This is a genomic window from Actinomadura gamaensis (assembly GCF_042652125.1).
GTDB classification, from domain to species: Bacteria; Actinomycetota; Actinomycetes; order Streptosporangiales; family Streptosporangiaceae; genus Spirillospora; species Spirillospora gamaensis.
In genome coordinates this window covers 283,899-305,917 of sequence record NZ_JBHSIT010000010.1, presented here as the reverse complement: position 1 = coordinate 305,917, position 22,019 = coordinate 283,899, and the positions used below count along the sequence as shown (strand labels likewise).

General features: G+C 73.4%; 23 protein-coding genes. 13 read left to right on the top strand and 10 right to left on the bottom strand.

Going from position 1 to position 22,019, the window contains the following annotated elements; translation table 11 throughout:
- Nucleotides 1–53: 53 nt before the first annotated feature.
- Together ACFPCY_RS31635 and ACFPCY_RS31630 are read right to left on the bottom strand one after the other, a co-directional pair.
- Nucleotides 54–422, bottom strand: a complete 369-nt coding sequence (locus tag ACFPCY_RS31635; RefSeq protein WP_378261259.1) for a BlaI/MecI/CopY family transcriptional regulator — start codon at nucleotides 420–422, stop codon at nucleotides 54–56.
- 142 nt (nucleotides 423–564) lie between these two features.
- Entirely contained in the window at nucleotides 565–1,440 is an 876-nt protein-coding gene (locus ACFPCY_RS31630; protein ID WP_378261257.1) for an NAD-dependent epimerase/dehydratase family protein, read from the bottom strand.
- 122 nt (nucleotides 1,441–1,562) lie between these two features.
- Between ACFPCY_RS31630 and ACFPCY_RS31625 the strand changes: the two genes are divergently transcribed.
- The 5 genes from ACFPCY_RS31625 to ACFPCY_RS31605 all read left to right on the top strand — a co-directional run bounded on the left by ACFPCY_RS31625 (nucleotide 1,563) and on the right by ACFPCY_RS31605 (nucleotide 6,924).
- Nucleotides 1,563–2,099, top strand: coding sequence for a MarR family winged helix-turn-helix transcriptional regulator (locus ACFPCY_RS31625; protein WP_378261255.1), 537 nt, complete (start codon nucleotides 1,563–1,565; stop codon nucleotides 2,097–2,099).
- Between the two features lie 93 nt (nucleotides 2,100–2,192).
- Nucleotides 2,193–3,983, top strand: a complete 1,791-nt coding sequence (locus ACFPCY_RS31620) for an AMP-binding protein (RefSeq protein ID WP_378261253.1) — start codon at nucleotides 2,193–2,195, stop codon at nucleotides 3,981–3,983.
- Nucleotides 3,984–4,641: 658 nt separating this feature from the next.
- On the top strand, nucleotides 4,642–6,111 hold the full coding sequence (locus ACFPCY_RS31615) for a hypothetical protein (protein ID WP_378261251.1): 1,470 nt from the start codon (nucleotides 4,642–4,644) through the stop codon (nucleotides 6,109–6,111).
- The gene (locus ACFPCY_RS31610) at nucleotides 6,108–6,467 is read left to right on the top strand and encodes a hypothetical protein (protein WP_378261249.1); all 360 of its coding nucleotides are present in this window, start codon (nucleotides 6,108–6,110) and stop codon (nucleotides 6,465–6,467) included. The genes ACFPCY_RS31615 and ACFPCY_RS31610 overlap by 4 nt, the downstream gene beginning before the upstream one ends.
- A 94-nt stretch (nucleotides 6,468–6,561) precedes the next feature.
- Nucleotides 6,562–6,924, top strand: coding sequence for a hypothetical protein (locus ACFPCY_RS31605; protein WP_378261247.1), 363 nt, complete (start codon nucleotides 6,562–6,564; stop codon nucleotides 6,922–6,924).
- 28 nt (nucleotides 6,925–6,952) lie between these two features.
- Here the strand turns inward: ACFPCY_RS31605 and efeU are convergent, their stop codons facing one another.
- The 4 genes from efeU to ACFPCY_RS31585 form a co-directional block, all read right to left on the bottom strand.
- Nucleotides 6,953–7,819: an iron uptake transporter permease EfeU gene (gene efeU, locus ACFPCY_RS31600; protein ID WP_378261245.1), complete on the bottom strand. Its 867-nt coding sequence runs from the start codon at nucleotides 7,817–7,819 to the stop codon at nucleotides 6,953–6,955.
- 140 nt (nucleotides 7,820–7,959) lie between these two features.
- Complete coding sequence (locus ACFPCY_RS31595) at nucleotides 7,960–9,198, bottom strand: HRDC domain-containing protein (protein WP_378261242.1); 1,239 nt, start codon at nucleotides 9,196–9,198, stop codon at nucleotides 7,960–7,962.
- Between the two features lie 538 nt (nucleotides 9,199–9,736).
- Nucleotides 9,737–10,348: a DUF3000 domain-containing protein gene (locus tag ACFPCY_RS31590; RefSeq protein WP_378261240.1), complete on the bottom strand. Its 612-nt coding sequence runs from the start codon at nucleotides 10,346–10,348 to the stop codon at nucleotides 9,737–9,739.
- Between the two features lie 90 nt (nucleotides 10,349–10,438).
- Complete coding sequence (locus tag ACFPCY_RS31585) at nucleotides 10,439–10,879, bottom strand: hypothetical protein (protein WP_378261238.1); 441 nt, start codon at nucleotides 10,877–10,879, stop codon at nucleotides 10,439–10,441.
- Nucleotides 10,880–11,337: 458 nt separating this feature from the next.
- Between ACFPCY_RS31585 and hemE the strand changes: the two genes are divergently transcribed.
- Nucleotides 11,338–12,348 carry a uroporphyrinogen decarboxylase gene (gene hemE / locus ACFPCY_RS31580; protein ID WP_378261468.1) on the top strand — a complete coding sequence of 337 codons (1,011 nt, stop codon included), beginning with the start codon at nucleotides 11,338–11,340 and terminating at the stop codon, nucleotides 12,346–12,348.
- 149 nt (nucleotides 12,349–12,497) lie between these two features.
- Here the strand turns inward: hemE and ACFPCY_RS31575 are convergent, their stop codons facing one another.
- Nucleotides 12,498–13,448, bottom strand: a complete 951-nt coding sequence (locus tag ACFPCY_RS31575) for a DUF4349 domain-containing protein (protein ID WP_378261236.1) — start codon at nucleotides 13,446–13,448, stop codon at nucleotides 12,498–12,500.
- A gap of 207 nt (nucleotides 13,449–13,655) precedes the next feature.
- On the opposite strand from ACFPCY_RS31575, the gene hemG reads away from it, so the two are divergent.
- Together hemG and hemQ are read left to right on the top strand one after the other, a co-directional pair.
- A complete protein-coding gene (gene hemG, locus ACFPCY_RS31570; protein ID WP_378261234.1) occupies nucleotides 13,656–15,116 on the top strand; it encodes a protoporphyrinogen oxidase in 1,461 nt (486 codons plus the stop codon).
- Entirely contained in the window at nucleotides 15,076–15,774 is a 699-nt protein-coding gene (gene hemQ, locus ACFPCY_RS31565; protein WP_378261232.1) for a hydrogen peroxide-dependent heme synthase, read from the top strand. Before hemG ends, hemQ begins: the two co-directional genes overlap by 41 nt.
- 88 nt (nucleotides 15,775–15,862) lie before the next feature.
- Here the strand turns inward: hemQ and msrB are convergent, their stop codons facing one another.
- Nucleotides 15,863–16,264 carry a peptide-methionine (R)-S-oxide reductase MsrB gene (gene msrB / locus ACFPCY_RS31560; RefSeq protein ID WP_378261230.1) on the bottom strand — a complete coding sequence of 134 codons (402 nt, stop codon included), beginning with the start codon at nucleotides 16,262–16,264 and terminating at the stop codon, nucleotides 15,863–15,865.
- Nucleotides 16,265–16,584: 320 nt separating this feature from the next.
- On the opposite strand from msrB, the gene ACFPCY_RS31555 reads away from it, so the two are divergent.
- The 5 genes from ACFPCY_RS31555 (at nucleotide 16,585) to ACFPCY_RS31535 (ending at nucleotide 19,636) form a co-directional block, all read left to right on the top strand.
- A complete protein-coding gene (locus ACFPCY_RS31555) occupies nucleotides 16,585–17,262 on the top strand; it encodes an alpha/beta hydrolase (protein WP_378261228.1) in 678 nt (225 codons plus the stop codon).
- A 902-nt stretch (nucleotides 17,263–18,164) separates the two neighbouring features.
- Nucleotides 18,165–18,974, top strand: coding sequence for a helix-turn-helix domain-containing protein (locus tag ACFPCY_RS31550; protein WP_378261226.1), 810 nt, complete (start codon nucleotides 18,165–18,167; stop codon nucleotides 18,972–18,974).
- Entirely contained in the window at nucleotides 18,974–19,174 is a 201-nt protein-coding gene (locus ACFPCY_RS31545; RefSeq protein WP_378261224.1) for a DUF397 domain-containing protein, read from the top strand. The genes ACFPCY_RS31550 and ACFPCY_RS31545 overlap by 1 nt, the downstream gene beginning before the upstream one ends.
- Nucleotides 19,167–19,388 carry a DUF397 domain-containing protein gene (locus ACFPCY_RS31540; RefSeq protein WP_378261222.1) on the top strand — a complete coding sequence of 74 codons (222 nt, stop codon included), beginning with the start codon at nucleotides 19,167–19,169 and terminating at the stop codon, nucleotides 19,386–19,388. Before ACFPCY_RS31545 ends, ACFPCY_RS31540 begins: the two co-directional genes overlap by 8 nt.
- Nucleotides 19,389–19,405: 17 nt before the next feature.
- Complete coding sequence (locus ACFPCY_RS31535; RefSeq protein WP_378261220.1) at nucleotides 19,406–19,636, top strand: DUF397 domain-containing protein; 231 nt, start codon at nucleotides 19,406–19,408, stop codon at nucleotides 19,634–19,636.
- Between the two features lie 106 nt (nucleotides 19,637–19,742).
- On the opposite strand, the gene ACFPCY_RS31530 is transcribed toward ACFPCY_RS31535, so the two are convergent.
- Both ACFPCY_RS31530 and ACFPCY_RS31525 read right to left on the bottom strand, forming a co-directional pair.
- Nucleotides 19,743–20,606 carry an aminoglycoside phosphotransferase family protein gene (locus ACFPCY_RS31530; RefSeq protein ID WP_378261218.1) on the bottom strand — a complete coding sequence of 288 codons (864 nt, stop codon included), beginning with the start codon at nucleotides 20,604–20,606 and terminating at the stop codon, nucleotides 19,743–19,745.
- A 105-nt stretch (nucleotides 20,607–20,711) separates the two neighbouring features.
- Nucleotides 20,712–21,905: an alpha/beta hydrolase family protein gene (locus ACFPCY_RS31525; RefSeq protein ID WP_378261215.1), complete on the bottom strand. Its 1,194-nt coding sequence runs from the start codon at nucleotides 21,903–21,905 to the stop codon at nucleotides 20,712–20,714.
- Nucleotides 21,906–22,019: the final 114 nt, after the last annotated feature.

The window sequence follows — 22,019 nt, the reverse complement described above, 5'->3', positions numbered from 1 at the left end:
CTCCGCCGTCCCTCCGGTTCGCGCCGTCCCTCCGGTCTTCGCCGCTCCGCGGGTCATTCGGAACGTCCTTCCAGGAGGTCGCGGAGGAGGCGCTCGTCGTGGTCGGAGAGGGTGTCGACGAAGCGGGCGAGCACCATGTCCCGGTCGGCGCGCTCCTGGAGCGCCTGGTGCATCCGGCGCGCGACCAGGCCGGGCTCGTCGCTGACCGGCGTGTACCGGAACGCCCGCCCGGCCTTCTCCCTGACCAGCAGGCCCTTGTCGTGCATGCGGCCGAGGATCGTGACGACGGTCGAGTAGGCGAGCTCGTCGGCCAGCAGCCGCTGGACCTCGGCCGTGGACAGCGGCCGTCCGGCCCGCTGGAGCACCGACATGATCTCGGTCTCCAGCGCCCCCGACGCGCGCCGTCCGTCCGCACCCGCCACCGCGGCCACCTCCCGGGATCGCCTCGCCGCCCTGTCGATCCAGTTTGCCATGCGGTCCGAGGTGCGGTCCGAGGTGCGGTTCCGGGCGCGGTTCCGGGTGCGGTCCCCGGGTGCGGGATCAGGTGCGGTTGCGGGCGCGGGGTCAGGCGTAGGAGCCCGCTTGCAGGTCGGTCACGGCGTCCGGGCGGGACGGGCGCCAGCCGAGCCGGTCGCGGGCCTGCCCGGCGCTGACGGACTGGTCGAGCGCGAGCGCCTGCGCGAACGGCTCGCCCAGCTCGGCGGCGGCCTTCTCCAGCGGCCAGACGGACGGCTCGCCCGTGACGCCCGCCGCCCGCGCCGCGGCGCCGGCGAGATCACCGACCGGGACGGCCGGCTCGGTGACGCCGTGCCAGACCGTCCCGGCGGGGGCGTCCGCGAGCACGGCGGCGTACAGGTCGGCCAGGTCGTCCACGTGCACCATCGGCCAGCGGACGGCCGGGTCGGCGACGACGCGGGGCGCGCCGTCCGCGCGGGCCCAGCCGACGAGCATCCCGGGGATGCCGCCGCCCCGTCCGTGCACGATGCCCGGTCGGACGACGGTCGCGCGCACGCCGTCCTCGGCGGCGGCCAGCACCCGCCGCTCGATTTCCGGCCGGTAGCCCACGATCGGGATCGGGTCGGTCGGGCTCGCCTCGTCCGCGGTCGCCGCGCCGGTGGCCCCGAGCACCCAGACGCCGCTGGTGTACACGAAGGCGCGCCCGGTGCCGCGCAGGGGAGCGGTGAGCGCGTCGATCGCGGCGGCGTCGGCCTCCGCGTCCCCGCTCGGCGGACCCGCGTGGACGACGGCGTCGATGTCGGGCGTCACGGCGGCCGTGAGCGCGGCCGGGTCGGCGAGGTCGCCCGTGCGGACCTCGGCGGCCCCGGCGACGGCCGTCCGGCCGGGACGCGCCAGCGCCACGACCTCGTGCCCCGCGTCCGCAAGCCGCTCCGCCAGCGCCGACCCGACGTAGCCGGTCGCGCCGATCACCAGAACACGCATCTCTACCTCCATCAAAAATTTCGACGTCGAAAAGTTAGACCTGAAGGGCTCGGTGCGTCAAACTTTCGACGTCGAAGCGTTAGCCTGGTGTCCGCACCCTCACCCGCCCCGAGGAGCCACCAGTGCCCGAACCAGCCCCCGCCCCCGCCGACGGCCTCGCGCGTGACGGGGTGGACGCGATCCTCGACCAGTGGAAGGCGGCCCGTCCCGACCTGGACTGCGCGCCCATGGGGATCGTCGGACGGCTGTCCCGCGCGTCCCGCCTGCTCGAACGCGCCCTCAAGGACGAGTTCGCCCGGCACGGGCTGGAGCCGTGGGAGTTCGACGTCCTGGCCACCCTGCTGCGCTCGGGCCCGCCGCACACGCTGTGCGCGGGCGACCTCAGCGCCGCCGCGATGGTCAGCTCCGCCGCCCTGACCAACCGCGTGGACCGGCTGGTCGGCAAGGGCCTGGTCGAGCGCGGCGTGGACCCGACGCACCGGCGGCGCGTCCTGATCACGCTCACGGACGAGGGCCTGCGGGTGACGAACGAGGTCCTGGAGGCGCACGTGGCCAACGAGCGCGCGCTGCTCGCCGCGCTGTCCGGTGACCGCCGGGATCAGCTCGCGGGCCTGCTGCGCGAACTGCTCCTCTCCCTCGGCGACACCGCCCCCGAGTGAGCCCCCTCGGCACGGCCGTCCATCGCGGCGCCGCCTCTTGTTCACCTCAACCCCCGTAGGTACCTTGACGGGGACGCACCGAGGAGGACGCCGGTGACGCACGCGAGGCCCGCCTACCGCCCCGGTCTGCGCCGCAGACTCGGGCACGCGCGCGACCTCACCGGCCTGCTGCTGCGCACCGGCCTGGTCGCCGGGCCGCCGAACCGCGTGATCGCCCAGATCGGCGCGCTCCGCACCTGGGGGACGACCCTCGCCGGACTGCTCGTCGCCGCCGCCGCGCGCGTCCCCGGCCGGGTCGCCCTGGAGGACGACGAGGGCACGCTCACCTTCGCCGAGCTGGACGACTGGTCGGCGCGCCTCGCCGAGGGCCTGCCGATCGCGGGGCCGCGCCCGCGCGTGGGGCTCCTCTGCCGCAACCACCGGGGCCTGGTGCTGTCGCTGGTCGCGTGCAGCCGCCGCGGGGCGGAGGTCGTCCCGCTGAACACCGGCTTCGGAACGGGCCAACTGCGCGCCGTCCTGTCCGAGCTGCGCATGGACCTGATCATCGCGGACGCCGAGTTCGTGCCGCTGCTGTCGGCGCTCCCGGTCACGCTGCGGCGCCGCGTCATCTGGTCCGACCACGTCCCGTCCGACCCGCTGCGCGGCAACAGCCTGCCGCCCGGCGTCGAACCCCTCTCCGCCCCCGTCCCGGCCGACGTCGCGCCGCTTCGTGCCCCGCCACCCCACGTCCCGCCGCCGACGCGGGTGGGCGGTCTGGCGACGACGCCCGCGGCCACCCTCGGACGGATCATCGCGGCGACCGGGTCCCGGCCGTCGGCGCCGCCGCAGGTGCAGAGCCGGACGATCATGCTCAGCTCCGGCACGACGGGACGGCCCCGGGGAGCGCGCCGTCCGCCCCGGCCCGGCCTGTGGCCGCTCGCGTCCATGGCGTCCCGGATACCGCTGCGGTCGCGGCAGACCATGGTCGTCGAGGCCCCGCTGTTCCACGTCTGGGGCTACGCGGGCCTTCAGATGGCCTGGGCCCTGCACGCGCCGGTCGTCCTGCACCGCCGCTTCGACCCCGAGCGGACCCTCGCGGCCGTCGCCGAGCACCGCGACGCCGCGGTCTTCGCCGTCCCGGTCATGCTCCAGCGCATCCTGGACCTGCCCGCCCCGGTCCGCGACCGGTACGACACCTCCGGCCTGCGGATCGTCGCGGTCAGCGGCTCGGCCCTGCCCGGCGACCTCGCCACCCGCTTCATGGACGCGTTCGGCGACCGCCTCTACAACGTGTACGGCTCGACCGAGACGTCCTGGGTGTCCATCGCGACCCCGCGCGACCTGCGGCTCGACCCGCGCACGGCGGGCCGTCCACCCGCCGGGACGTCCCTGTCGATCCTCGGCCCGGACGGCCGGACCGTGCCGCGCGGCGAGATCGGCCACATCCACGCCGCCAACGAGCTGATGTTCGAGGGCTACACCGGCGGCGAGCCGCTGCCCGTCCGCGACGGCCTGCTCGCCACCGGCGACCTCGGCCGCGTCGACCGCCGCGGCCTGCTGTTCGTCGCCGGACGCGCCGACGGCGTCATCGTCTCCGGCGGCGAGAACGTCGTCCCCCGCGACGTCGAGGACGCCCTGCTCCGCATGCCCGAGATCCGCGAGGTCGCCGTCGTCGGCGTCCCCGACCCCGAATGGGGCCAGCGCGTCGCCGCCTACATCGTCCCCCGGCCCGGCGCCCGCATCGACGCCGCCGCCGTCCGCGCCCACGTGCACGCCGAGGTCGCCCGCTACGCCGTCCCCCGCGACGTCCACCTCGTCCCCGACCTCCCCCGCAACGCCACCGGCAAGGTCGTCCCGAACCGCCTCACCCCACCCACACCCCCCGACCGCGCCGGCTACGCCTGACCGGAGCCGGAACCCGGCGGCTGGCCGTATCAGGCCAAGCCGTCGCGTCCCCGGCGACACAGGGTTACGGTTCCGGAATCGCCCGTCAGGGGCAGGGGGCGGGCCGACCGGGTCGGGTTCGGATGGCCATCACTGAGGAGCGGCGGCGCCTGCGCGGACGCCCGGACCGCGACCGCGAGCCGACCCGCGCCACGCGCGATCTCGCGCTGCTGGCGCACCTGCATCCCCGGGGCACCTTCGCCCTGCTCACCCGGCACGACGGCCGGACCGCCCGCGACGAGGACGACGAACGTCCGCTCGGGGACGACCTGGTCGGCTGGGTCTGGCGCGAGATCGTGCGCCGGACGGACCGGCACATCCCGCCGTCCTTCGGCTTCGACCTGGCCTGCGTCGTGGACCACTGCGCCCGGGCACGCCGCGACCGGATCGTCCGGGATTTCGGGCTCCTCCTCGTGCTGGCCGGGACGCTGATCCTGGCCCCGGCCGCGGTGCTGGTCTGGGGCGTCGTCGCCGGGGTCACGGCCTGGCTGGCGGGGCACCGGCGCCCGCTGGTCCGCGCTCTCTCGGCCGTTCCGGCGCTGCTGATGGCTGCGCTCCTGCTGGGCGTCCTGCCGCGCTTCCGGCTCACCGCGGAGCAGCGGCTCGAACTCGTCCTGCCATGGCAGCGGTGCTCGCCGTCCTGCTGGTGCGGCGGATCGTCGCGTGGATCCGGATCCACGCGCTGCTCACCGGCCGCGCCTACGCGCCGCCGACGCTCCGGTTCCGGTCCCCGGCCCTCCGGCGCTGGCTCCGCGCGTACGAGCGCGGGCTCGCCCGCCAGGGCCGTCCGGGCGAGCCGATGGTCCAGGTCAACTCCGAGGACCCGGAGAGCACCGAGCCGCGCCGCCTGAGCAGCGGCCCCGGACGGTTCGTCGGCGCCGGCGCGCCGGTCGTCGCCAGCTTCATCGCGATCAGCGTCGACAAGGCGGACGGCAAGGCCGACCTGATCCCGTTCACCGGCGGCGGCCTCCTCGACGCCATCGAGGCGGCGCTGCGCCGGCTCGGCTCGGCCGACCTCTCCACCCACGGCATCGGCGACCTCCAGATCGACCGCATCGTGGGTGCCACCGCCGAAGAGCTGGCCCGCCAGGCACCGGCCGCGTCCGCTCGGAACGGCTCGTCCGCCCGGGTCTTCCCGAACGGCTCAGGCGCCGTCGAGCCGTCCCGGAACGGCTCGTCCCGCAATGGCTCGTCCCGCAACGGCGCAGGGCGCAATGGCTCGTCGCGCAATGGTGACTCGGCGCACAATGGCTCGTGGCGCGACGGTTCGGCGCAGATGAGGGCCTTCGGCGCGGCGGACGGTGAGGACGCGGCGGTGCTGGAGGAGCGGGAGGCCTTCCGCCGCCTCGCGGACGCGGCGAGTGGCGGAAGCCCGCGCCGTCCGCACCTGCGGGCCCGCGTCGAGACCTGGAGCGGCGAGGTCGTCGCCTCCGTGTTCGTCAACGTCGCCCTGGAAGGACGGTCGCTTCGCCTGGGCATGCGCCCGTTCGTCCTCGAACCCGTCCTGGACGAGCTGGACCGCGCCGCGCTCCCCGCCGTCCGGCCGGGTGCCGTCGCGGCCGTCCGGTACGCGGCCGGGGCCCTCCTCAACGCGCTCGCCGAGGCGTGCCTGGACCTGTGGACGGTCGCGGTCGGCGGCCCGCGGGGCCTGTCCCGCGCCCGCCCCGACGCGAAGCGGCTCGTGTCGCGGCGGCGCAAGCGGCTCGTCCGGCGCCTGCTGAGCGTCCGCGAGCTGTGCGCCCGCCGGGACGGCTCGTCCATGAACCAGGAGGACGACTACGGGCGGCAGATCACCGTGATCCGCGAGCGCGTCCTCGGCACCACCGAGGACTTCCTGGACGCCCACCATGTGGACCTCACCGAGTACCGCGCCCAGGCGCGATTGATCATCATGAACAGCGTGATCGTGGGTGGTCACCAGTTCGGGCAGGTGCAGAACATCCAGGGGCAGGCCAACACCGCCACCGCCCAGAGCGGCGGCACCGGCGCGAACGGCGGGGCCGCCGCGGATGGCGGTGCCGCGGCGAACGGCGCCACCGGCGCGGACGGCGGAAGCGGCGGCCCCGCAACCCAGGGAGGCGCGTCATGACCGAGCATCCGGACGTCGAGCACAGCGTCATCGTCAGAGGCTCCAACGAGGGAATCATCCAGAACGTCCCGGGCGGCGGTAACACCGTGTCCGCCGAGATGTCGGTCGCCTCGCAGCCGATCCCGGACGGCCTGGCCGACGAGCTCGCCCGGCTGGCCGCCGCGATGCGCGAGCGCGCGGACGGCCTCGACCAGGACCGGGCCGTCGTCGCGGTCGGGGAGGCGGCGGAGGCCGCCCGCCGGGGCGACGCGGCCGGCGTCGCCGCGCGGCTGCGGTCGGCGGGTCGCTGGGCGTGGGAGGTGGCGCGCGCCATCGGCGCCGAACTCGCCGCCGCGGTCATCGTCGAGCGGCTCTGACGGGCCACTGGCAACACGATGGCGGGGGCGGGCATGATTGGGGTGGTCGGGGGGTCCGGCCGTCCTCGTGTCGCGGGAAGGGTCTGACGCCGTCATGCCGTTGCCGGGTCCGCTGCGCCGGCGCTGCCGGGAGTTCCTCGGCGGCGGGGCGGAGATCCGCTACGTGTTCCCCGCGCTGAGCCGGGGCGGCGGCGCGGGCTTCCTGTTCGTCGTGACCGACGACCGGATCACCGTGCTGTACGCCGGGGCGCTGAGCCGGACGCGTCCGCGCAGCGTGTGGGGGAGCTACCCGCGCGAGCGCCGGATCGGGCCGGTGGAGACGGGCGCGGGCGCGAGCTTCGAGTTCGCCGGGGCCTCCTTCGAGGTGGACGACGAGTACGTCCCGGTGATCAACGCCGCGGACGCCGAGGTGTTCGACCCCGGCAGCCTGCCCCGCGACCCGCTGCCCGACCTCTAGCCGGCCCGGACGCCGGCCCGCCCGGAGGCTAAGCCGACGCCGTGGACTTGGAGGCGGGCTGGGGCCGGGCCTTCTTCGGCGCGCCCTGCGGACGCAGGAAGAAGAACATCACCACGACCAGGTAGATCGCCCACATCACGAGCTGGACGGCGGTGATCTGCGGCGTCACGTTCAGCACGCCCTGGAAGGCGGTCTGGAGCCAGTCGCCCGCCGAGCCGAACTTGGCGAAGAACTCGTGCGGCTCCAGCCAGACGGTGTGCAGGCCGGGCAGGACGTCCGCCTCCTGGAGGTCGTGGAAGCCGTAGCCGAACACGCCCGCCGCGACGACGATCAGCGCGCCGCCCGTCCAGGTGAAGAAGCGCTTGAGGTTGAGCTTCAGCCCGCCCCGGTAGAGCAGGTAGCCGAGGACCACCGCGCAGGCCAGGCCGAGGAACGCGCCGAGGATCGGCTGCGTCGAGCCCTCGGACGAGCTGGTGATGTTCGTCCACAGGAACAGCGCGGTCTCCAGGCCCTCGCGGCCGACCGCGAGGAACGCGACCGTGGCGAGCGCGATCGGGCCCACGTCCAGGGCCCCGGCGAGCTTGCCCTCCAGCTCCTTCTTCATGAACCGGGAGGTGCGCCGCATCCAGAACACCATCCAGGTGACCAGGCCGACCGCGATGATCGACAGCACCCCGCCGAACAGCTCCTGGGTCTTGAACTGCATCTCCGAGGACGCGGCGGTGAGCGCCAGCCCGAACCCGACGGCCAGCGCGACCGCGAGCCCGATGCCGATCCACACCGGCAGCAGCGCCTCCCGCCGCCCGGTCTTCACCAGGTAGGCGATGAGGATGCTCACCACGAGGGCCGCTTCGAGCCCCTCCCGCAGTCCGATGAGGAAGTTGCCCAGTAGCATCGCCACGCTCCTCGGGGGTCGGGCCACGGGACGGTTCCCGGCGGCGGAAAAGGGACGCTTAGGCAAAGCTAACCTAAACCGCCCCGTGCCCCAACAGGGAGCCCCTGTGATGTGCGACGGGGAGTGCCGGTGATGTGGCCCTACAGTTCGCTCCACGCGCGGGCGAGCGGCGGCACGACTAGGCCGATCTGCCACTCCCGCGCGCCGAGGCCGCGCAGCGCGTCCGCGAGCGCCTCCGCCGAGACCGCCCCGGAAGCGGCCCCGGACGCCGCCCCGGACCCGGACGCTGGCCCGGACGGGGGCGACCACGACAGGCGGCGCACCGCGTCCGGCTGCATGAGGTTCTCCGCCGGGACCTTGAGCTGCTCCGACAGCGTCGTCACGACCGCGCGGGCCGCGGTCAGCCGCGCGGCGGCGGCCGGGTCGCGCTCGGCCCAGCGGTGCGCGGGCGGCGGGCCGTCCCCGGGGATGTTCGCCTCGGGCAGGCCGCGCTCCGGCAGGCCCCGCGCCCGCGTCACCGCGCGCAGCCACGCCGACTGGTGGCGCCGCGCGCCGCGGCCCCGCATCGTCGGCAGCGCGAGCAGCTCGGCGGGCGTCTTCGGCGCGTTCATCGCCAGCTCGACGATCGCCGAGTCCTGCAGGACGCGGCCGGGGGACAGGTCCCGCTCCTGCGCGATCCGGTCGCGGGTCTCCCACAGCTCCCGGACGATCGCCAGCGCGCGCCGGTTCCGCACCCGGTGGATGCCGGACGTCCGCCGCCACGGGTCGGCGCGCGGCGCCTTCGGCGGGGTCGCCAGGATCGCGGCGAACTCCTCCAGCGCCCACTCCAGCTTGCCCGTGCGCTCCAGCTCGGCGTGCAGCGCGTCGCGCAGCTCCACCAGCAGCTCGACGTCCAGCGCCGCGTACTTCAGCCAGTCCTCCGGCAGCGGGCGCGTCGACCAGTCGGCCGCCGAATGGCCCTTCTCCAGCGCGTACCCGAGGACGGTCTCCACGATCGAGCCGAGCCCGACCCGCGGGTAGCCGAGCAGCCGCCCGGCGAGCTCGGTGTCGAACAGCGACGTCGGGACGAGCCCGACCTCCGCCAGGCAGGGCAGGTCCTGGTTGGCGGCGTGCAGGACCATCTCCACGCCGTCCAGCGCCGCGTTCAGCCCGGTCAGGTCGGGGCACTCGATCGGGTCGATCAGCGCCGTCCCCGCGCCGGCCCGGCGCAGCTGGATCAGGTACGCGCGCTGCCCGTACCGGTAGCCGGACGCGCGCTCGGCGTCCACCGCCACCGGCCCGGTGCCCTGCGCGAACGCCCGCACGACCCGCTCCAGCTCGGCCGCGCTCGCCACCACGGGCGGCACGCCCTCGCGAGGCTCCAGCAGCGGCTCCGCCACCGGCGCCTCCCCATCCTCACTGCTCGCGCTAGCAGCGCCACCGGCCCCGGCCGCCCCACTCACGCTCACGGCCCCCCTCACGCCGGCGGTGCCGCTCGCGCTGGCAGGGCCGCTCGCGCTCACGGCGCCGGCCGCGCTGGCACCGCTGCTCGCGCTGGCAGGGCCGCTCGCGCTGGTGGCGCCGCTCGCGCTGGTGGCGCCGCTCGCGTTGGTGGCGCCGCTCGCGCCGGCGGTGCCGCTCGCGCTGGCAGGGCCGCTCGCGCTTACGGAGCCCGTCGCGGTGGCGCCGCTGCTCGCGCTGGCGGTGCTGCCGGCGCCGGTCGCGCCGGTCGGGCCGGGTGCGCTGGTGGCGCCGTTCTCGGCGGACGCGGGGGGCGGCGGGTCGGTGGCGGGGTCGGTCTCGGGCGTGCCCGCGGCCTGGCTCGTGCCCGTCCGCGTGGCGGTCTGCGGTGTCTCGGACGGTCCCACGGTCTCGGTTGTCTCCCCGGCGGTCTCGGTCCCCGGCGCTGTGCTTCCCACGCCACCTACCGTACGTCGCTCAGCGGGTCGTGCCGCCGGAGCCGTCCGGCAACGCGGTCACCCCGGCGGGCGGGAGGCCCGCGGTGGCGCTCATGACCTCGCACCAGGCGGCCACGTGCCCGGCCATGTCGATGCCCGAACCGGCGTCGGTCGGCGACCAGGACGCGCGCAGTTCCAGCTCGGTCGTGGACGGCTCGTCGCTCTTGTCGCCGAAGCTCTCCGACACCGCGCGGGTGATCGTCCCGGACACGGCGGTGTACCCGGCGGGCTCCAGCGCCTCCAGCAGCCAGCTCCAGGCGACCGAGCCGATCAGCTCGTCGGCGGCGAACTCCGGCTCCAGATCGGCGCGGACGTAGGCGACGACGCGGAAGCCGCCCGCCCATCCGTCCCGTCCGGCGGGGTCGTAGAGGACGATCAGCCGCCCGGACGCCACCTCGGTGTCGTCGTCGCGGTAGACCGAGCCCGACAGCGCGGCCGCGTAGGGGGCCAGGCGCTGGGGGGCGGGCATGTCCTCGAGGTCGAGTTCGGGGCGCGGGGACGGGCCGTCCAGCACCGCGCGCAGCGCGTCGCGGGCGCGCTGGAACGGGGCCGGCAGCAGCTCGGCGGCGGCGGGGTCGCGGTCGTCGGTCACGGGCGCACCGGGGAGTCCGCCGGTCGTGGCGAGCGGCGGGGAGAGCGGGGATGGGGGCACAGCACAGGTCTCGTCTTCGGGGCGGCGCGGTCAGGCCACGGCGCGCACGGTGGCGGGCGCCGTGCGGTCGGACCCGCCGGACGCGGGGTCGGAGGGCATGGACGGGGGAGCGGAGGCACCCGATCCGGCCGCGGGCGCGGCGGATCCGGCCGCGGATCCGGCCCCGGACGCGGCGGGTTCCGCCGCGGGGGCAGGGGATCCAGGCGCGGAAGGGGTGGATTCGGACGGGACGGAAGGGGCGTTTTCGGGCATAGCGGGAGGAGTGGGCGCCGTCGCGGCGGTGGTCGCCGGATTCGCGGCCCCGGAAGCGTGGGGAAGGCCGGTCTCCTCGTCACCCGCGGTGGCGTCCGGCCCGACGACCACCGCCGCGCCGCACTCGACGCAGGCGCGCTCGGGGCAGTCGGGGCCGTGCCCGTCGAGGCACGGCGTCCGCTCGAACCGGCGTTCGTCGCCGCAGGTGGAGCAGTACACGGGGGACCTCCTCGGCTATGACGCGAATCACGTTCGCACGTGGCGGTGACAGAATGCGGGACTTCGCTCGGCGTGTCCGGAACTTCATCCCGGCGCGGATCGTTCGCGAACGGTCCGTGTCCGGCTCGGAACCCACCGCGCCCGAGTGCCGCTCGGTCGTCACCGCCGTCCGTTCCGCTCGCCGCGGGCGCGCCGGAACCCGGATGGGGATCGGCGCGGACGGGGGTTCGGCGTGCACGACAGTGTGCACCGTCCGGCGGGATGCTCGGTCGTGTCCGGACGGCGACCCTGCGCACGCGTTCCGGGGGAGTCGTGGGACGATCGGGGACGTGGCTGAAGACGACGTTGTCCCACCGAAGGCCGATGCGCGCGCCGCGTCCGCACCCGCGTCCGCGTCCGCACGCGCGTCCGCGTCCGTACGCGCGTCCGCGCCCGCGCTCGCCGAGAGTCCGTTCCTGCTGGCGTGCCGCCGCAAGCCCGTGCCGCACACTCCGGTGTGGTTCATGCGGCAGGCCGGACGGTCGCTGCCCGAGTACCTGCGGGTGCGCGAGGGCGTCCCGATGCTGGAGGCCTGCGCCCGCCCGGACATGATCGTCGAGATCACGATGCAGCCGGTGCGCCGCTACTCGATCGACGCCGCGATCTTCTTCAGCGACATCGTGGTCCCGCTCAAGGCGGTCGGCGTCGACGTGGACCTCAAGCCGGGCGTCGGCCCGGTCATCGCCGACCCGATCCGGGACGTGTCGGGCGTGGACGCGATCCGCGAGCTGACCCCCGACGACGTGCCGTACGTCACCGAGGCCGTCCAGGGCCTGGTCGGCGAGCTCGGCAGCACGCCGCTGATCGGCTTCGCGGGCGCGCCGTTCACCCTCGCGGCCTACCTGATCGAGGGCGGGCCGTCCAAGAACCACGACCACACCAAGGCCATGATGTACGGCGAGCCGGAGCTGTGGAACCGGCTCATGGAGCGCCTGACCGACCTCACCATCGCCTACCTGAAGGTGCAGGTCGAGGCCGGGGCGAGCGCGATCCAGCTGTTCGACTCGTGGGTCGGCGCGGTCGCGCCGCAGGACTACCGCGACTCGGTCCTCCCGCACACCGGCCGCATCTTCCGCGAGATCGAGGCGCTGGGCGTGCCGCGCATCCACTTCGGCGTCGGCACCGGCGAGCTGCTCGGCCTGATGGGCGAGGCCGGGGCGGACGTCGTGGGCGTCGACTGGCGCGTCCCGCTGGACGAGGCCGTCCGGCGCGTCCCGCCGGGCAAGGCGCTCCAGGGCAACCTCGACCCCGCGGTCCTGTTCGCGCCGTGGGAGACCGTGCGCGGGCGCGCGAAGGACGTCATCGACCGCGGCCGGACGGCCGAGGGCCACATCTTCAACCTCGGCCACGGCGTCCTGCCGTCCACGAACCCGGACGTCCTGGCCCGCCTGGCGGACTACGTCCACGAAGCGTCCGCCAACTACGCCTGACGCCGAACACCCGACGCCGAGCGCCTGACGCCGAGCGCCTGACGCCGAGCGCCTGACGCCGAGCGCCTGACGCCGAGCGCCTGACGCCGAGCGCCTGACGCCGAGCGCCTGACGCCCGACGTCTCCTGTCCTGCTAGGTGCCGCGTCCGTCATTCGGGGCCTGGACGTCCCGGAGCGGCGGACGCGGCGACCGGGCCGGAGCCGCCGCCCGGGCGCGTCCGGCGGCCGAGGACGCGTCGGCTGATCATCAGCGCGGGCACGCCGACCAGCGCCAACGCGCCCACGAACGGCAGCGCCCAGCCGAGGATCGTCAGCAGCACCGAGACGACGGCGACCAGCCCGTGCCAGCCGGTCTTCAGGCCGCCGACGAACCCGTGCGGCCCGCTCTTGGCCTTGGCCTTGGCCACACGCGCGACCGGCGGCGTCTCCAGGCCGACGGTGACCGTGCCGTAGGACGTGCTCTCGTCCAGGCTCTTCTGCCGCGACTGAAGTGCCTCCAGGTCGGATTCGCGGCGGGAGATCTCCTGCTCGACGTTCATCACGTCGTCCATCGATCCGGCGCGGTCCAGGAGCTTGCGGAACGAGGCGAGCGTGGCCTGCGCCGACCGGACGCGGCTGGCGACGTCGGCCACCTCGCCGGTCTGGTCCTGCGCCTGCTGCCGCAGCGAGAGCCGCGTGCCGAGCTGGGACGCGAGCTGGTCCAGCGTCGGCGCGAACTTCGCGGACGGGATCTTCAGCACGAGCGTCTCGGACGGCACCGGCTCGGACGTCCCGTTCTCGGAGTCGACGTAGCCGCCCACGGACGCGGCGAGCTGCTTGGCGCGGGACGCGGCGGCGTTCACGTCCGGCGTCCGGACGCGGAGGTCGGCGGTGAAGACCACGGCGCGGGCCTGGGCCGCCTGCTTCGGAGCGGCGGCGGCGCCGTTGCCCTGCGCCCGCCCCGGCGAGCCGGCCTGGGGCGCGCCGGCCTGGGGCGCGCCGGCGGCACGGCCGCGGGAGGCGTTCGAGCCGCCCGCCCCCGAGCAGGCGGCCAGCAGGAACAGGAGGATCGCGCAGATCACGAGTCGTGGGGTCTTCGTCGTGCGTGCGAGAGATCTCATATGACTGGGATGGTGTGATCTGTCGCACTGTTCCGCCCGCCCGATAGCGATACCGACACAGTCCGGACGCGCCCGCATCACGGCCGCCCGCGCGTGCCCCAGGCGGACCGCACACGCCCGCGTCTTGGCCGTCCGCGCGGCCCCCGCACGCGGCGGCAAAGGCCACCCCTGGGACGGATCTCCGGGGGCGTCTGGGAAAGTGGAGGCATGAGCGCCAACCCCACCACCCCACGCGTGGCGGTCGTCGGCGGCGGAGTCGCGGGACTGGTGGCCGCGCTGCGGCTGGCTCAGGGGGGCGCGCGCGTCACCCTGCTGGAGGGCTCGCCGAAGATCGGCGGCAAGCTCCAGGTCAGCGAGGTCGCCGGGCTGCCGGTGGACGAGGGCGCGGAGGCGATGCTGGCCCGCCGTCCCGAGGCCGTGGACCTGGTCCGCGAGCTCGGCCACGGCGGCGCGCTGGTGCATCCCGGCACGACCTCGGCCGCGATCCTGAGCCACGGCGCGCTGCGCCCGCTGCCGTCCGGGCAGGTCATGGGCGTCCCGTCGGACCTGCGCGCGCTCGCCGCGGCGCAGGTGCTGTCGCCGGCCGGGCTCGCCCGCGTGCCGCTCGACCTCGTCCTGCCGGCGACGCCGCGCGGGGACGACGTGTCGGTCGCCGACTTCATCGGCGCGCGGATGGGCGCCGAGGTCGTGGACCGCCTGGTCGAGCCGCTGCTCGGCGGCGTCTACGCCGGACGCGCCGACCGCCTGTCGTTCGAGTCAACGCTGCCCGCCGTCGCCGCCGCCGCGCGCGGCCACCGCTCGCTGATCAACGCCGTGCGGGGGATCCGCGCCAAGGCGCCCGCCGACCCCGGCCCGGTCTTCGCGACCCTCAACACCGGCCTCGGCACCCTTCCGCACCTGATCGCGGACGCCGTGACCGCCGCGGGCGGCGAGATCCGCACCGCCGCGACCGTCCGCGAGCTGCGCCGCACGACCCGCGGCTGGCGGCTCACGATCGGCTCGGCCCGCGACCCCGAGGCGCTGGACGCCGACGCGGTCGTGATCGCCTGCCCCGCCCCGCCCGCCGCGCGGCTGCTGGCCGGCGAGGTCCCGGCCGCGGCGCGCGAGCTGGAGCGGATCGAGACCGCGTCCATGGCGATCGTCACGCTCGCCTACCCGGCCACGGCGTTCCGCCGCGTCCCGCACGGCAGCGGCTACCTCGTCCCGGCCGTCGAGGAGCGGCAGGTCAAGGCCGTCACGTTCAGCTCGGTGAAGTGGCCGCACCTGCGCGAGCGCGATCCCGGGACCATCGTCGCGCGGGCGTCCATCGGACGGATCGGCGAGGAGCACGCGCTCCAGCGGTCCGACGACGAGCTGAAGGCCGCCGCGATGACCGAGCTGTCGGTGACCTGCGGCGTCGCCGAGCTGCCCGTGGACGCGCGGATCACCCGCTGGGGCGGGGCGCTGCCGCAGTACGACGTGGGACACGCCGACCGGGTGGCGCGGATCCGCTCGGCCGTCGCGGCGCAGCCGGGACTGGCCGTGGCGGGCGCCGCCTACGACGGCCTCGGCGTCCCGGCGGTCATCGCGAACGCGCGGTCCGCCGCCGGACGCATACTGGAGTATCTGGAGAGTCGGGGAGAGACCAATGACGGACAAGCCCGCGAAGCCGAAGGCGCGCGACCTTAACCAGGTGATCCGGTACACCATGTGGTCGGTGTTCCGGGTGTCCCGGCCGGGCGAGGTGGCCGAGAAGGACGCGGTCGAGGTGCAGGACCTGCTCGACCAGGCCGCCGAGAAGGACGTGGTGACCCGCGGCCTGTACGACGTGGCCGGGCTGCGCGCGGACGCCGACTACATGTTCTGGTGGCACGCGCCGTCCTCCGACGACCTGCAGGAGGTCTACTCCCGGTTCCGGCGCACCGCGCTCGGCCGCGCCAGCGAGCCGGTCTGGTCGCAGATGGCGCTGCACCGGCCCGCCGAGTTCAACAAGAGCCACATCCCGGCGTTCCTCGCCGAGGAGGAGGCGCGCGCGTACGTCTGCGTGTACCCGTTCGTCCGGTCCTACGAGTGGTACCTGCTTCCGGACGAGGAGCGCCGCGCGATGCTCGCCGAGCACGGCCGCATGGCGCGCGGCTACCCGGACGTCCGCGCCAACACGGTGTCGTCGTTCGCGCTCGGCGACTACGAGTGGATGCTGGCGTTCGAGGCGGACGAGCTGCACCGCATCGTCGACCTGATGCGCCACCTGCGCGGCGCGGAGGCCCGCCGCCACACCCGCGAGGAGGTCCCGTTCTACACGGGCCGCCGCAAGCCGGTCACCGAACTCATCGCGGCCCTCCCGTAGCCGGGAGTTCGTCCCTGCCCTGCCACATGCGTCCGGCCCGTCCTTCGGGACGGGCCGGACGATGCTTTGCGCGCCGGGGCGCTGAGGCCTATTCGGCGGGCTCCAGCGTGAGGCTGATCGAGTTGATGCAGTAGCGGTCGTCCGTCGGCGTGTCGTAGCCCTCGCCGTGGAAGACGTGCCCGAGGTGCGAGTCGCAGGTCGCGCAGCGCACCTCGACGCGGACCATGCCGAGCGAGCGGTCCTCGGTGAGCGTCACGGCGTCGCTGTCCGCGGGCGCGAAGAACGACGGCCAGCCGCAGTGCGAGTCGAACTTCGTCTCGGAGCGGAACAGCTCGGCCCCGCAGGCGCGGCAGCGGTAGACCCCGACGGTCTTGGTGTCGGTGTACTCGCCGGTGAACGGGGCCTCGGTGCCCGCCTCGCGGAGCACCCGGAACTCCTCGGGCTTGAGGACGGCCCGCCACTCGTCCTCGGACTTGCGGATCTTCTCCATACCCCGACGTTACCTCGCGTCCGCGCCCGTGCTGAGGGCGCGGGGGACGTCCCGGTCACACCGGGGACCGGGCGAGTTCGGCGGCGACGAACGCGCGGCTTCGGTGTCCCGCCTTCGGGACGTCCACGGCCCGGACGATGTTCGCAGCCGAACGCGACCCGCGGGTAGGACATCGCGAGGCATCGACGCACGTGGTCGCCGACGATCGTCTTCTGGGGCAGATGGACGCGTTGATCGCGGGCCCCGGCAGCGGCAGAACTGTCGCAGGCCCTGAGTAGCGTCCGTGAACGAGGCTGTCGGGATTCGAGGAGGCGTCGAGAGTGGCCACATATGTGCTGATACCGGGCGCCGCGTCCGCGCCGGGTTACTGGCATTTGCTTGAGGACGAACTCCGCGCACGGGGGCAGGACGTCGTCGCGGTCGATCTGCCGTGTGAGGACGACTCGGCGGGCCTGGCCGAATACGCGCAGGCGGCCGTGGACGCCATCGGGGATCGGCGCGACCTGATCGTGGTGGCGCATTCCCTCGGTGGCTTCACGGCGACCCTGTTGTGCGAGCGCGTCCCGGTCGATCTGCTGGTCCTGCTCCAGGCGATGATCCCGAAGCCGGGCGAGGCCCCGGGCGAGTGGTGGGCCAACACCGGCTACGAGCAGGCACGGCGCGAGCAGGACGAGCGCGACGGCCGAGAACCCGGCGACGCCGTGGATCTCTTCTACAACGACACCCCGCCCGAGGTGGTCGCCGAGGCCGCGAAGTACGAACGAGGCCAGTCGGGCACCCCGATGGAGAAACCGTGGCCCCTGCCTGCTCTGCCGGACGTCCCGACCCGCTTCCTGCTCACCCGCGACGACCTGTTCTTCCCGGCCGAGTTCATGCGCCGCGTCGTCCGTGAGCGCCTGGGCATCGTCCCGGACGAGATGCCCGGCGACCACATGCCGATGCTCGGCCACCCGAAGGAACTCGCCGATCGCCTGGAGGCCTATCGAGCCGAGCTGTGAGCCGCGTTCAGCGCGGATTCCGAGCCCGTTCGCCCTGGGCGGACGGCGTACTTCGCGTGTCATCGGGACAATCAGCCCGGCCCTGGGACGCGTCCGAGGATCGTTGAGGAACGCGGCGATCAGAGCCGCCTCCCGCCTCCGCGACGCGTCGAACGGCCACGGCCGCCCGATCAGCGTGATCATGAACCGCCGCTGCGCCAGCATGGCCGAGACCAGCGCGGCCGGCACCGGATGCCGTTCCCGATACTCCCGATGCCGGATGACCAGCGAGTCTCTTCCACCGACGGACGCCCCAACGGGCAGCTCGTCCGGTTCACTGACCGTGACGATCATACCGCGCCGCACCCGAGGATGGTCGAGAAGCGCCTCCAAGGCCTCCGCCGCGTCCGGCATGAACGAGGGCTCGGACGGCACGGCGTAGACGAAGATCTGCGGCAGGTAGTCGGCGGGGTTGCTCGAGGAGGTGTCGAGCGGCAGGCACCCGGCCACCCCGAGGACGTAAGCCGGCGGATCGATGCGCATCATCGCGTGGTGATCCCGTCCGCTAGCGGGGGATGAGGGCGCTGACCCACTTGCCGTGGGGTTCGGTGGCGCGAATCTCCTGGGCGACGGAAAGGGATTGGACGATGCCGAGCCCCCACCGCCGATGAGGTCGTCGCAGGGGAGTTCGTCGAGGTCGTCGAGGGAGTGGATCACCTCACACCCCCTTCCGCGCCAGCCCCACCGACACCTCCTCCGGCGCCAGCGACTCATCGAACAAGAAAGCGGCGCGAACACTCGAAACCGGACCCATGTGCTCTCCTGACGAGGAAGGATGTGCCGAGAGTCACAGGTTGACCCCGCAGGGTGTGCGTTGACCAGGTGAACTCACCAGATTCACAGCGGCGTCGGAAGGAGACGAGATGCCCACATCCGGTCGCGCTCTCGACCCTGACCACGACATGTTCGACTGGGCGGCCCTTGACCTGCTGCAATTCAGGACGGTGCGTGGAGCCTCGACCCGCGAGGTGGCGGAGCTCATCGGGAAGCACCGTTCCTTGATCTCGAAAATCGAGGCCGGTGAATCCAGGCTTCAGTTGGAGGACGCGAAGAAGATCGACAGAGCGTGGGAGACGAGTGGCCACTTTACGCGGATCATCAAGCTGGCCAGGTCACGCCACAAATCAGAGTGGGGAGCCGAGCGGGACGCGACTGAGTTCACCGCGCTTCACATCCGCGTCTGGTCACTTGGATGGGTGCCCGTGCTGGCCCAGACAGAGGCCTACGCCCGCGCAGCGCTCGCTGAGGCGGGACGGCAGGACGTGGCGGAAGCCGTCCAGGCGCGGATGAAGCGCCAGGAGACTTTGAAGCGCGCAACGCCGCCGCTTGTGTGGGCGCTTATCGACCAAGACGCGCTGGAGCATCAAGTGGGCGACCGAGAGGTTCACAGGGCTCAGCTTGCGCATCTGCTGAAACTGGCGTCTTCACCCACCTGGGTGATCCGCACAGTACCGCGTACGGCCGGAGGCCATGTGGGGCGAGATGGTTCGTTTGATCTGTATACAGTGGGAGGCGAGGTCGTGCCATACACGGAGACAGTGGGACCCGGGCGGCTCATAACGGATCCTTCGGAGATCGGCCAGTATGAAGTATGGTTTCGCCGGATTGGTGACGTGGCCGAGTCGAAGCAGGCCACGTTGCATCGCCTCCGCGGGACCCTGAAGGAGTTCTGATGGCTCGTTGGCGGAAGAGCAGCTATAGCGAAGGCAGCGTCAACGGCGCATGCGTGGAACTCGGCGTCCTTGAGGCCGGCGTTCTGGGCATCCGCGACAGCAAGGCACCCCGCGCGGGGCACCTCACCGTCCCCGCCGATGGGCTGAGGGCGCTGCTGGCGCGCATCCGGGGTGACAGCATGAACATCGCCCGTGTCTGACGGCGGAGGGCAAGTGTTGTTTGCTTGGCGCAGGTCCTCCTACAGCGATGCTGGTGGCGCTAACTGTGTCGAACTAGCCGAGCTGGGGATGAGCAGGGTTGGTCTCCGGGACAGCAAGGCCCCCGCTGCCGGGTACCTCAGCGTCCCGGTGGCTGAGCTGAAGTTCCTGCTGGGTCATATCCGGCGAGACGACATGGATGCGGTCACCCGCTGACGACGGGAGGCCAAGTGATGATCACTTGGCGTAAGAGCGACCACAGCAACGACTACGAAGGTTCCTGCGTCGAGCTAGGGGCCCTCGACCGTGGCGAAGTCGGTGTTCGAGACAGCAAGGCTCCCGGGGACGGTCACCTCACCATCACGGCGTCCGAGTTCGCTGTGCTGGTGGATCTGGTCCGGCACCGCGTTGATCCTTCGGGGGTTGGCGTGGCTTCCAGCGCATCGGGGCGGGCGGTGGTGTGACTCCTGCCGGGCCTGCCGACACGCGGCCGGAGCACCGGGCCGGGCACCGAAGATTCCCAAGCGGAGGTCCTTCCCGCGGCAGCATCGCGCCCACGAGGGACTCGGGCTATTCCAGCACCGCGCGGAAGGTGCGCTCGCCGATGCCGCGCATCAGCGGGTTATCCGCTGAGCGCGTCAGGAAGACCAGGGACAGGGCGAGCGCCCACCCGCGGGCCCGCTCCCATGTCGCGTCGTCCGCGTGGCCGTACGCCTGTCGCAGGGCAATGCGCTGCTGCGCCGTGAACAGCATCCAGGCTACGGAAAGGTCGGTGGCGGGATCGCCGCGGGTGAGGTCGCCGAAGTCGATCACGGCGCTGATGCGGCCTCGGTGGACCAGAATGTTGGCCGGGTGCAGATCCCCGTGCAGCCACACCGGCGGCCCGTCCCAAGCGGGCGTGGCGACAGCCGTCTTCCAGACCCGCAGCGCGGCGGCGCGGTCAGCCGGGGCGACGTGCGCCAGTGCCTTCAGGACACCCTCGGCGCGTCCGGCAAGCGGAATCCCGCGAAACGGATTGACCGGCGCCTGCGAAGGAGCCGGGGTGTGCAGCGCGTCCAGGAAAGTACCGAGAGTCGCCGCGGCCGACCAGAGGTCGTCGGGCTCTGACCGCGTCGCGATCCGGCCCGGCAGAAACGGCACCACGCTCCAAGACCACGGGTACTGAGCCGTCGGCCGTCCGACACGCACCGGTGCGGGCACGGGCAACGGCAGGCGGTCGGCCAACTGCGGCAACCATTGCTGCTCATGTGCGACGAGCTCGGCCGCCACGGCACGCCGCGGCAACCGGACGAGGAACTCCGGGCCGAGCCGGCACACGAGGTTGTCCCAGCCGCTGGCCAGAACCTCGACCGGCAGGTTCGCCAGATCGGGGTGCTGCTCATCGAGCAGACGCCGTACCAGCCCAACGGAGACTGAAACCTCTGCGGCGGGCATGCGGTGACCTGTCACAGCCGACACCCTACGGCCGACCACCGGGGGGAAGCCGCAGAGGGAACGGCCGGGCCGCACAAGGCGACCACATGACCCGCCGGACACGGCCTAGTGCTGGAAGAGCACTTCCGGGTTTTCGGGCGAAGGCCCGTCCAGCAAGGTGCTGTGAGTTCCCTTCAGAGTCTGGTCGAAGAACGCCGTCACGTACTCGCGCGTGAGGGCGATGCCGCGTTTCGGGGCCAGGGGCGGCGTCGGGAACCCGGCCTCCTTCAGGAGCACGGGCAGGTCGCTGAAGCTGAAGTGGTCGGCGCCGGCGACCGTCAGCCACTTCTTGTAGCCGCCGAGGGCGGCCCATGTCTGCTCCCACGTGGTGTCGTGGCCGCCGGACGGGTGGTTGCCGGCCGCGCCCAGCATGAGGAACGGCCGGTTGAGCTGGCCGGGCCTCGGGGCCGGGTGGAAGGAGCCGTCCATGTTCACTCCGGCCCGTACTCGCGGGTCGGTGATCATCGTGGCGGCGGCCGCCGCTCCGCCGAGGGAGTGTCCGGCCATGCCGATCTCGTGCTTGTCGATGAGGTGGGCCAGGCGCCACGCGGTAGTGCCGTGCGTCAACCGGTCGATCACGAAGGACACGTCCAGCGCGCGGCCGGCGGCGACGGAGTCGAAGTCGAGCGCCGGGTCATCGCAGATCGCGCACGGCGGCGTCCGACCGTCCGCCAGCGTCTCGCCGCTGTCCTCGTAAGTGTGGCCGACGAGCGCGACGACGTAGCCGTGACTGGCCAGGTCGGTCGCGAGCGAGGTGAGCACCATGCGCGGGTTCTCGTACGCGGGTGACAGGACCACCAGCGGATACTTGCCGCGCTGCGGCCGCGCGCCGTCGAAGGCGTGAGTGGTGACGCTGGAAAGGTTCTGCGCGGTGACGCCGGAGCTCGCCGGCAACTTCCGGTGCTGGATGGATCCGGCCGCCTCGGCGAGAGTCATGTAAGGGGCCGGAGTCCCGGTCCCGGGGACGGCCGGGTAGACCATCGTGACGGTCAGTTGGCGGGGGCCGGATGACGGCACCCACGGGTCGGGACGGCTCGCGTCGGTGAGGTGGATGACGTCCTCCCCGGCGGCGTACGGGCCGGTCGGCGCGGGGAGCGAGCCTTGGAAGGATCGCGTGGGCGCGGTGGCCGTGAACGGTGCGGTGTCGAACGCGTGCGTGGCCGACGGGGTGGCCGTGGCGGCGAACCCGGTGCCGGTTCCGGTGGCGAGGGCGGCGAGCGCCAGCGCCGCGACAGCGCTGATACGGCGATTGCGTTTCATGGGAGCGACGCTAGATTCCGCGGCTCCGTTGCGAATCGGCTCGTGGATGTAAGACGTGCTGGTGCCGTTCGTAGCCCCCCGGAGGTACCGAAGTAATCCGCCGAGAGTATGCGC

What these genes read in the sequence shown, in the direction of transcription:
- ACFPCY_RS31610 (WP_378261249.1), top strand. Translation starts at nt 6,108, where the DNA reads ATGACCGAGCATCCGGACGTCGAGCACAGCGTCATCGTCAGAGGCTCC.
- ACFPCY_RS31575 (WP_378261236.1), bottom strand. Translation starts at nt 13,448, where the DNA reads ATGAGATCTCTCGCACGCACGACGAAGACCCCACGACTCGTGATCTGC.
- ACFPCY_RS31630 (WP_378261257.1), bottom strand. Translation starts at nt 1,440, where the DNA reads ATGCGTGTTCTGGTGATCGGCGCGACCGGCTACGTCGGGTCGGCGCTG.
- ACFPCY_RS31550 (WP_378261226.1), top strand. Translation starts at nt 18,165, where the DNA reads ATGCCCACATCCGGTCGCGCTCTCGACCCTGACCACGACATGTTCGAC.
- efeU (WP_378261245.1), bottom strand. Translation starts at nt 7,819, where the DNA reads ATGCTACTGGGCAACTTCCTCATCGGACTGCGGGAGGGGCTCGAAGCG.
- msrB (WP_378261230.1), bottom strand. Translation starts at nt 16,264, where the DNA reads ATGGAGAAGATCCGCAAGTCCGAGGACGAGTGGCGGGCCGTCCTCAAG.
- ACFPCY_RS31545 (WP_378261224.1), top strand. Translation starts at nt 18,974, where the DNA reads ATGGCTCGTTGGCGGAAGAGCAGCTATAGCGAAGGCAGCGTCAACGGC.
- ACFPCY_RS31530 (WP_378261218.1), bottom strand. Translation starts at nt 20,606, where the DNA reads ATGCCCGCCGCAGAGGTTTCAGTCTCCGTTGGGCTGGTACGGCGTCTG.
- ACFPCY_RS31615 (WP_378261251.1), top strand. Translation starts at nt 4,642, where the DNA reads ATGGCAGCGGTGCTCGCCGTCCTGCTGGTGCGGCGGATCGTCGCGTGG.
- ACFPCY_RS31605 (WP_378261247.1), top strand. Translation starts at nt 6,562, where the DNA reads ATGCCGTTGCCGGGTCCGCTGCGCCGGCGCTGCCGGGAGTTCCTCGGC.
- hemG (WP_378261234.1), top strand. Translation starts at nt 13,656, where the DNA reads ATGAGCGCCAACCCCACCACCCCACGCGTGGCGGTCGTCGGCGGCGGA.
- ACFPCY_RS31525 (WP_378261215.1), bottom strand. Translation starts at nt 21,905, where the DNA reads ATGAAACGCAATCGCCGTATCAGCGCTGTCGCGGCGCTGGCGCTCGCC.
- ACFPCY_RS31535 (WP_378261220.1), top strand. Translation starts at nt 19,406, where the DNA reads ATGATCACTTGGCGTAAGAGCGACCACAGCAACGACTACGAAGGTTCC.
- hemQ (WP_378261232.1), top strand. Translation starts at nt 15,076, where the DNA reads ATGACGGACAAGCCCGCGAAGCCGAAGGCGCGCGACCTTAACCAGGTG.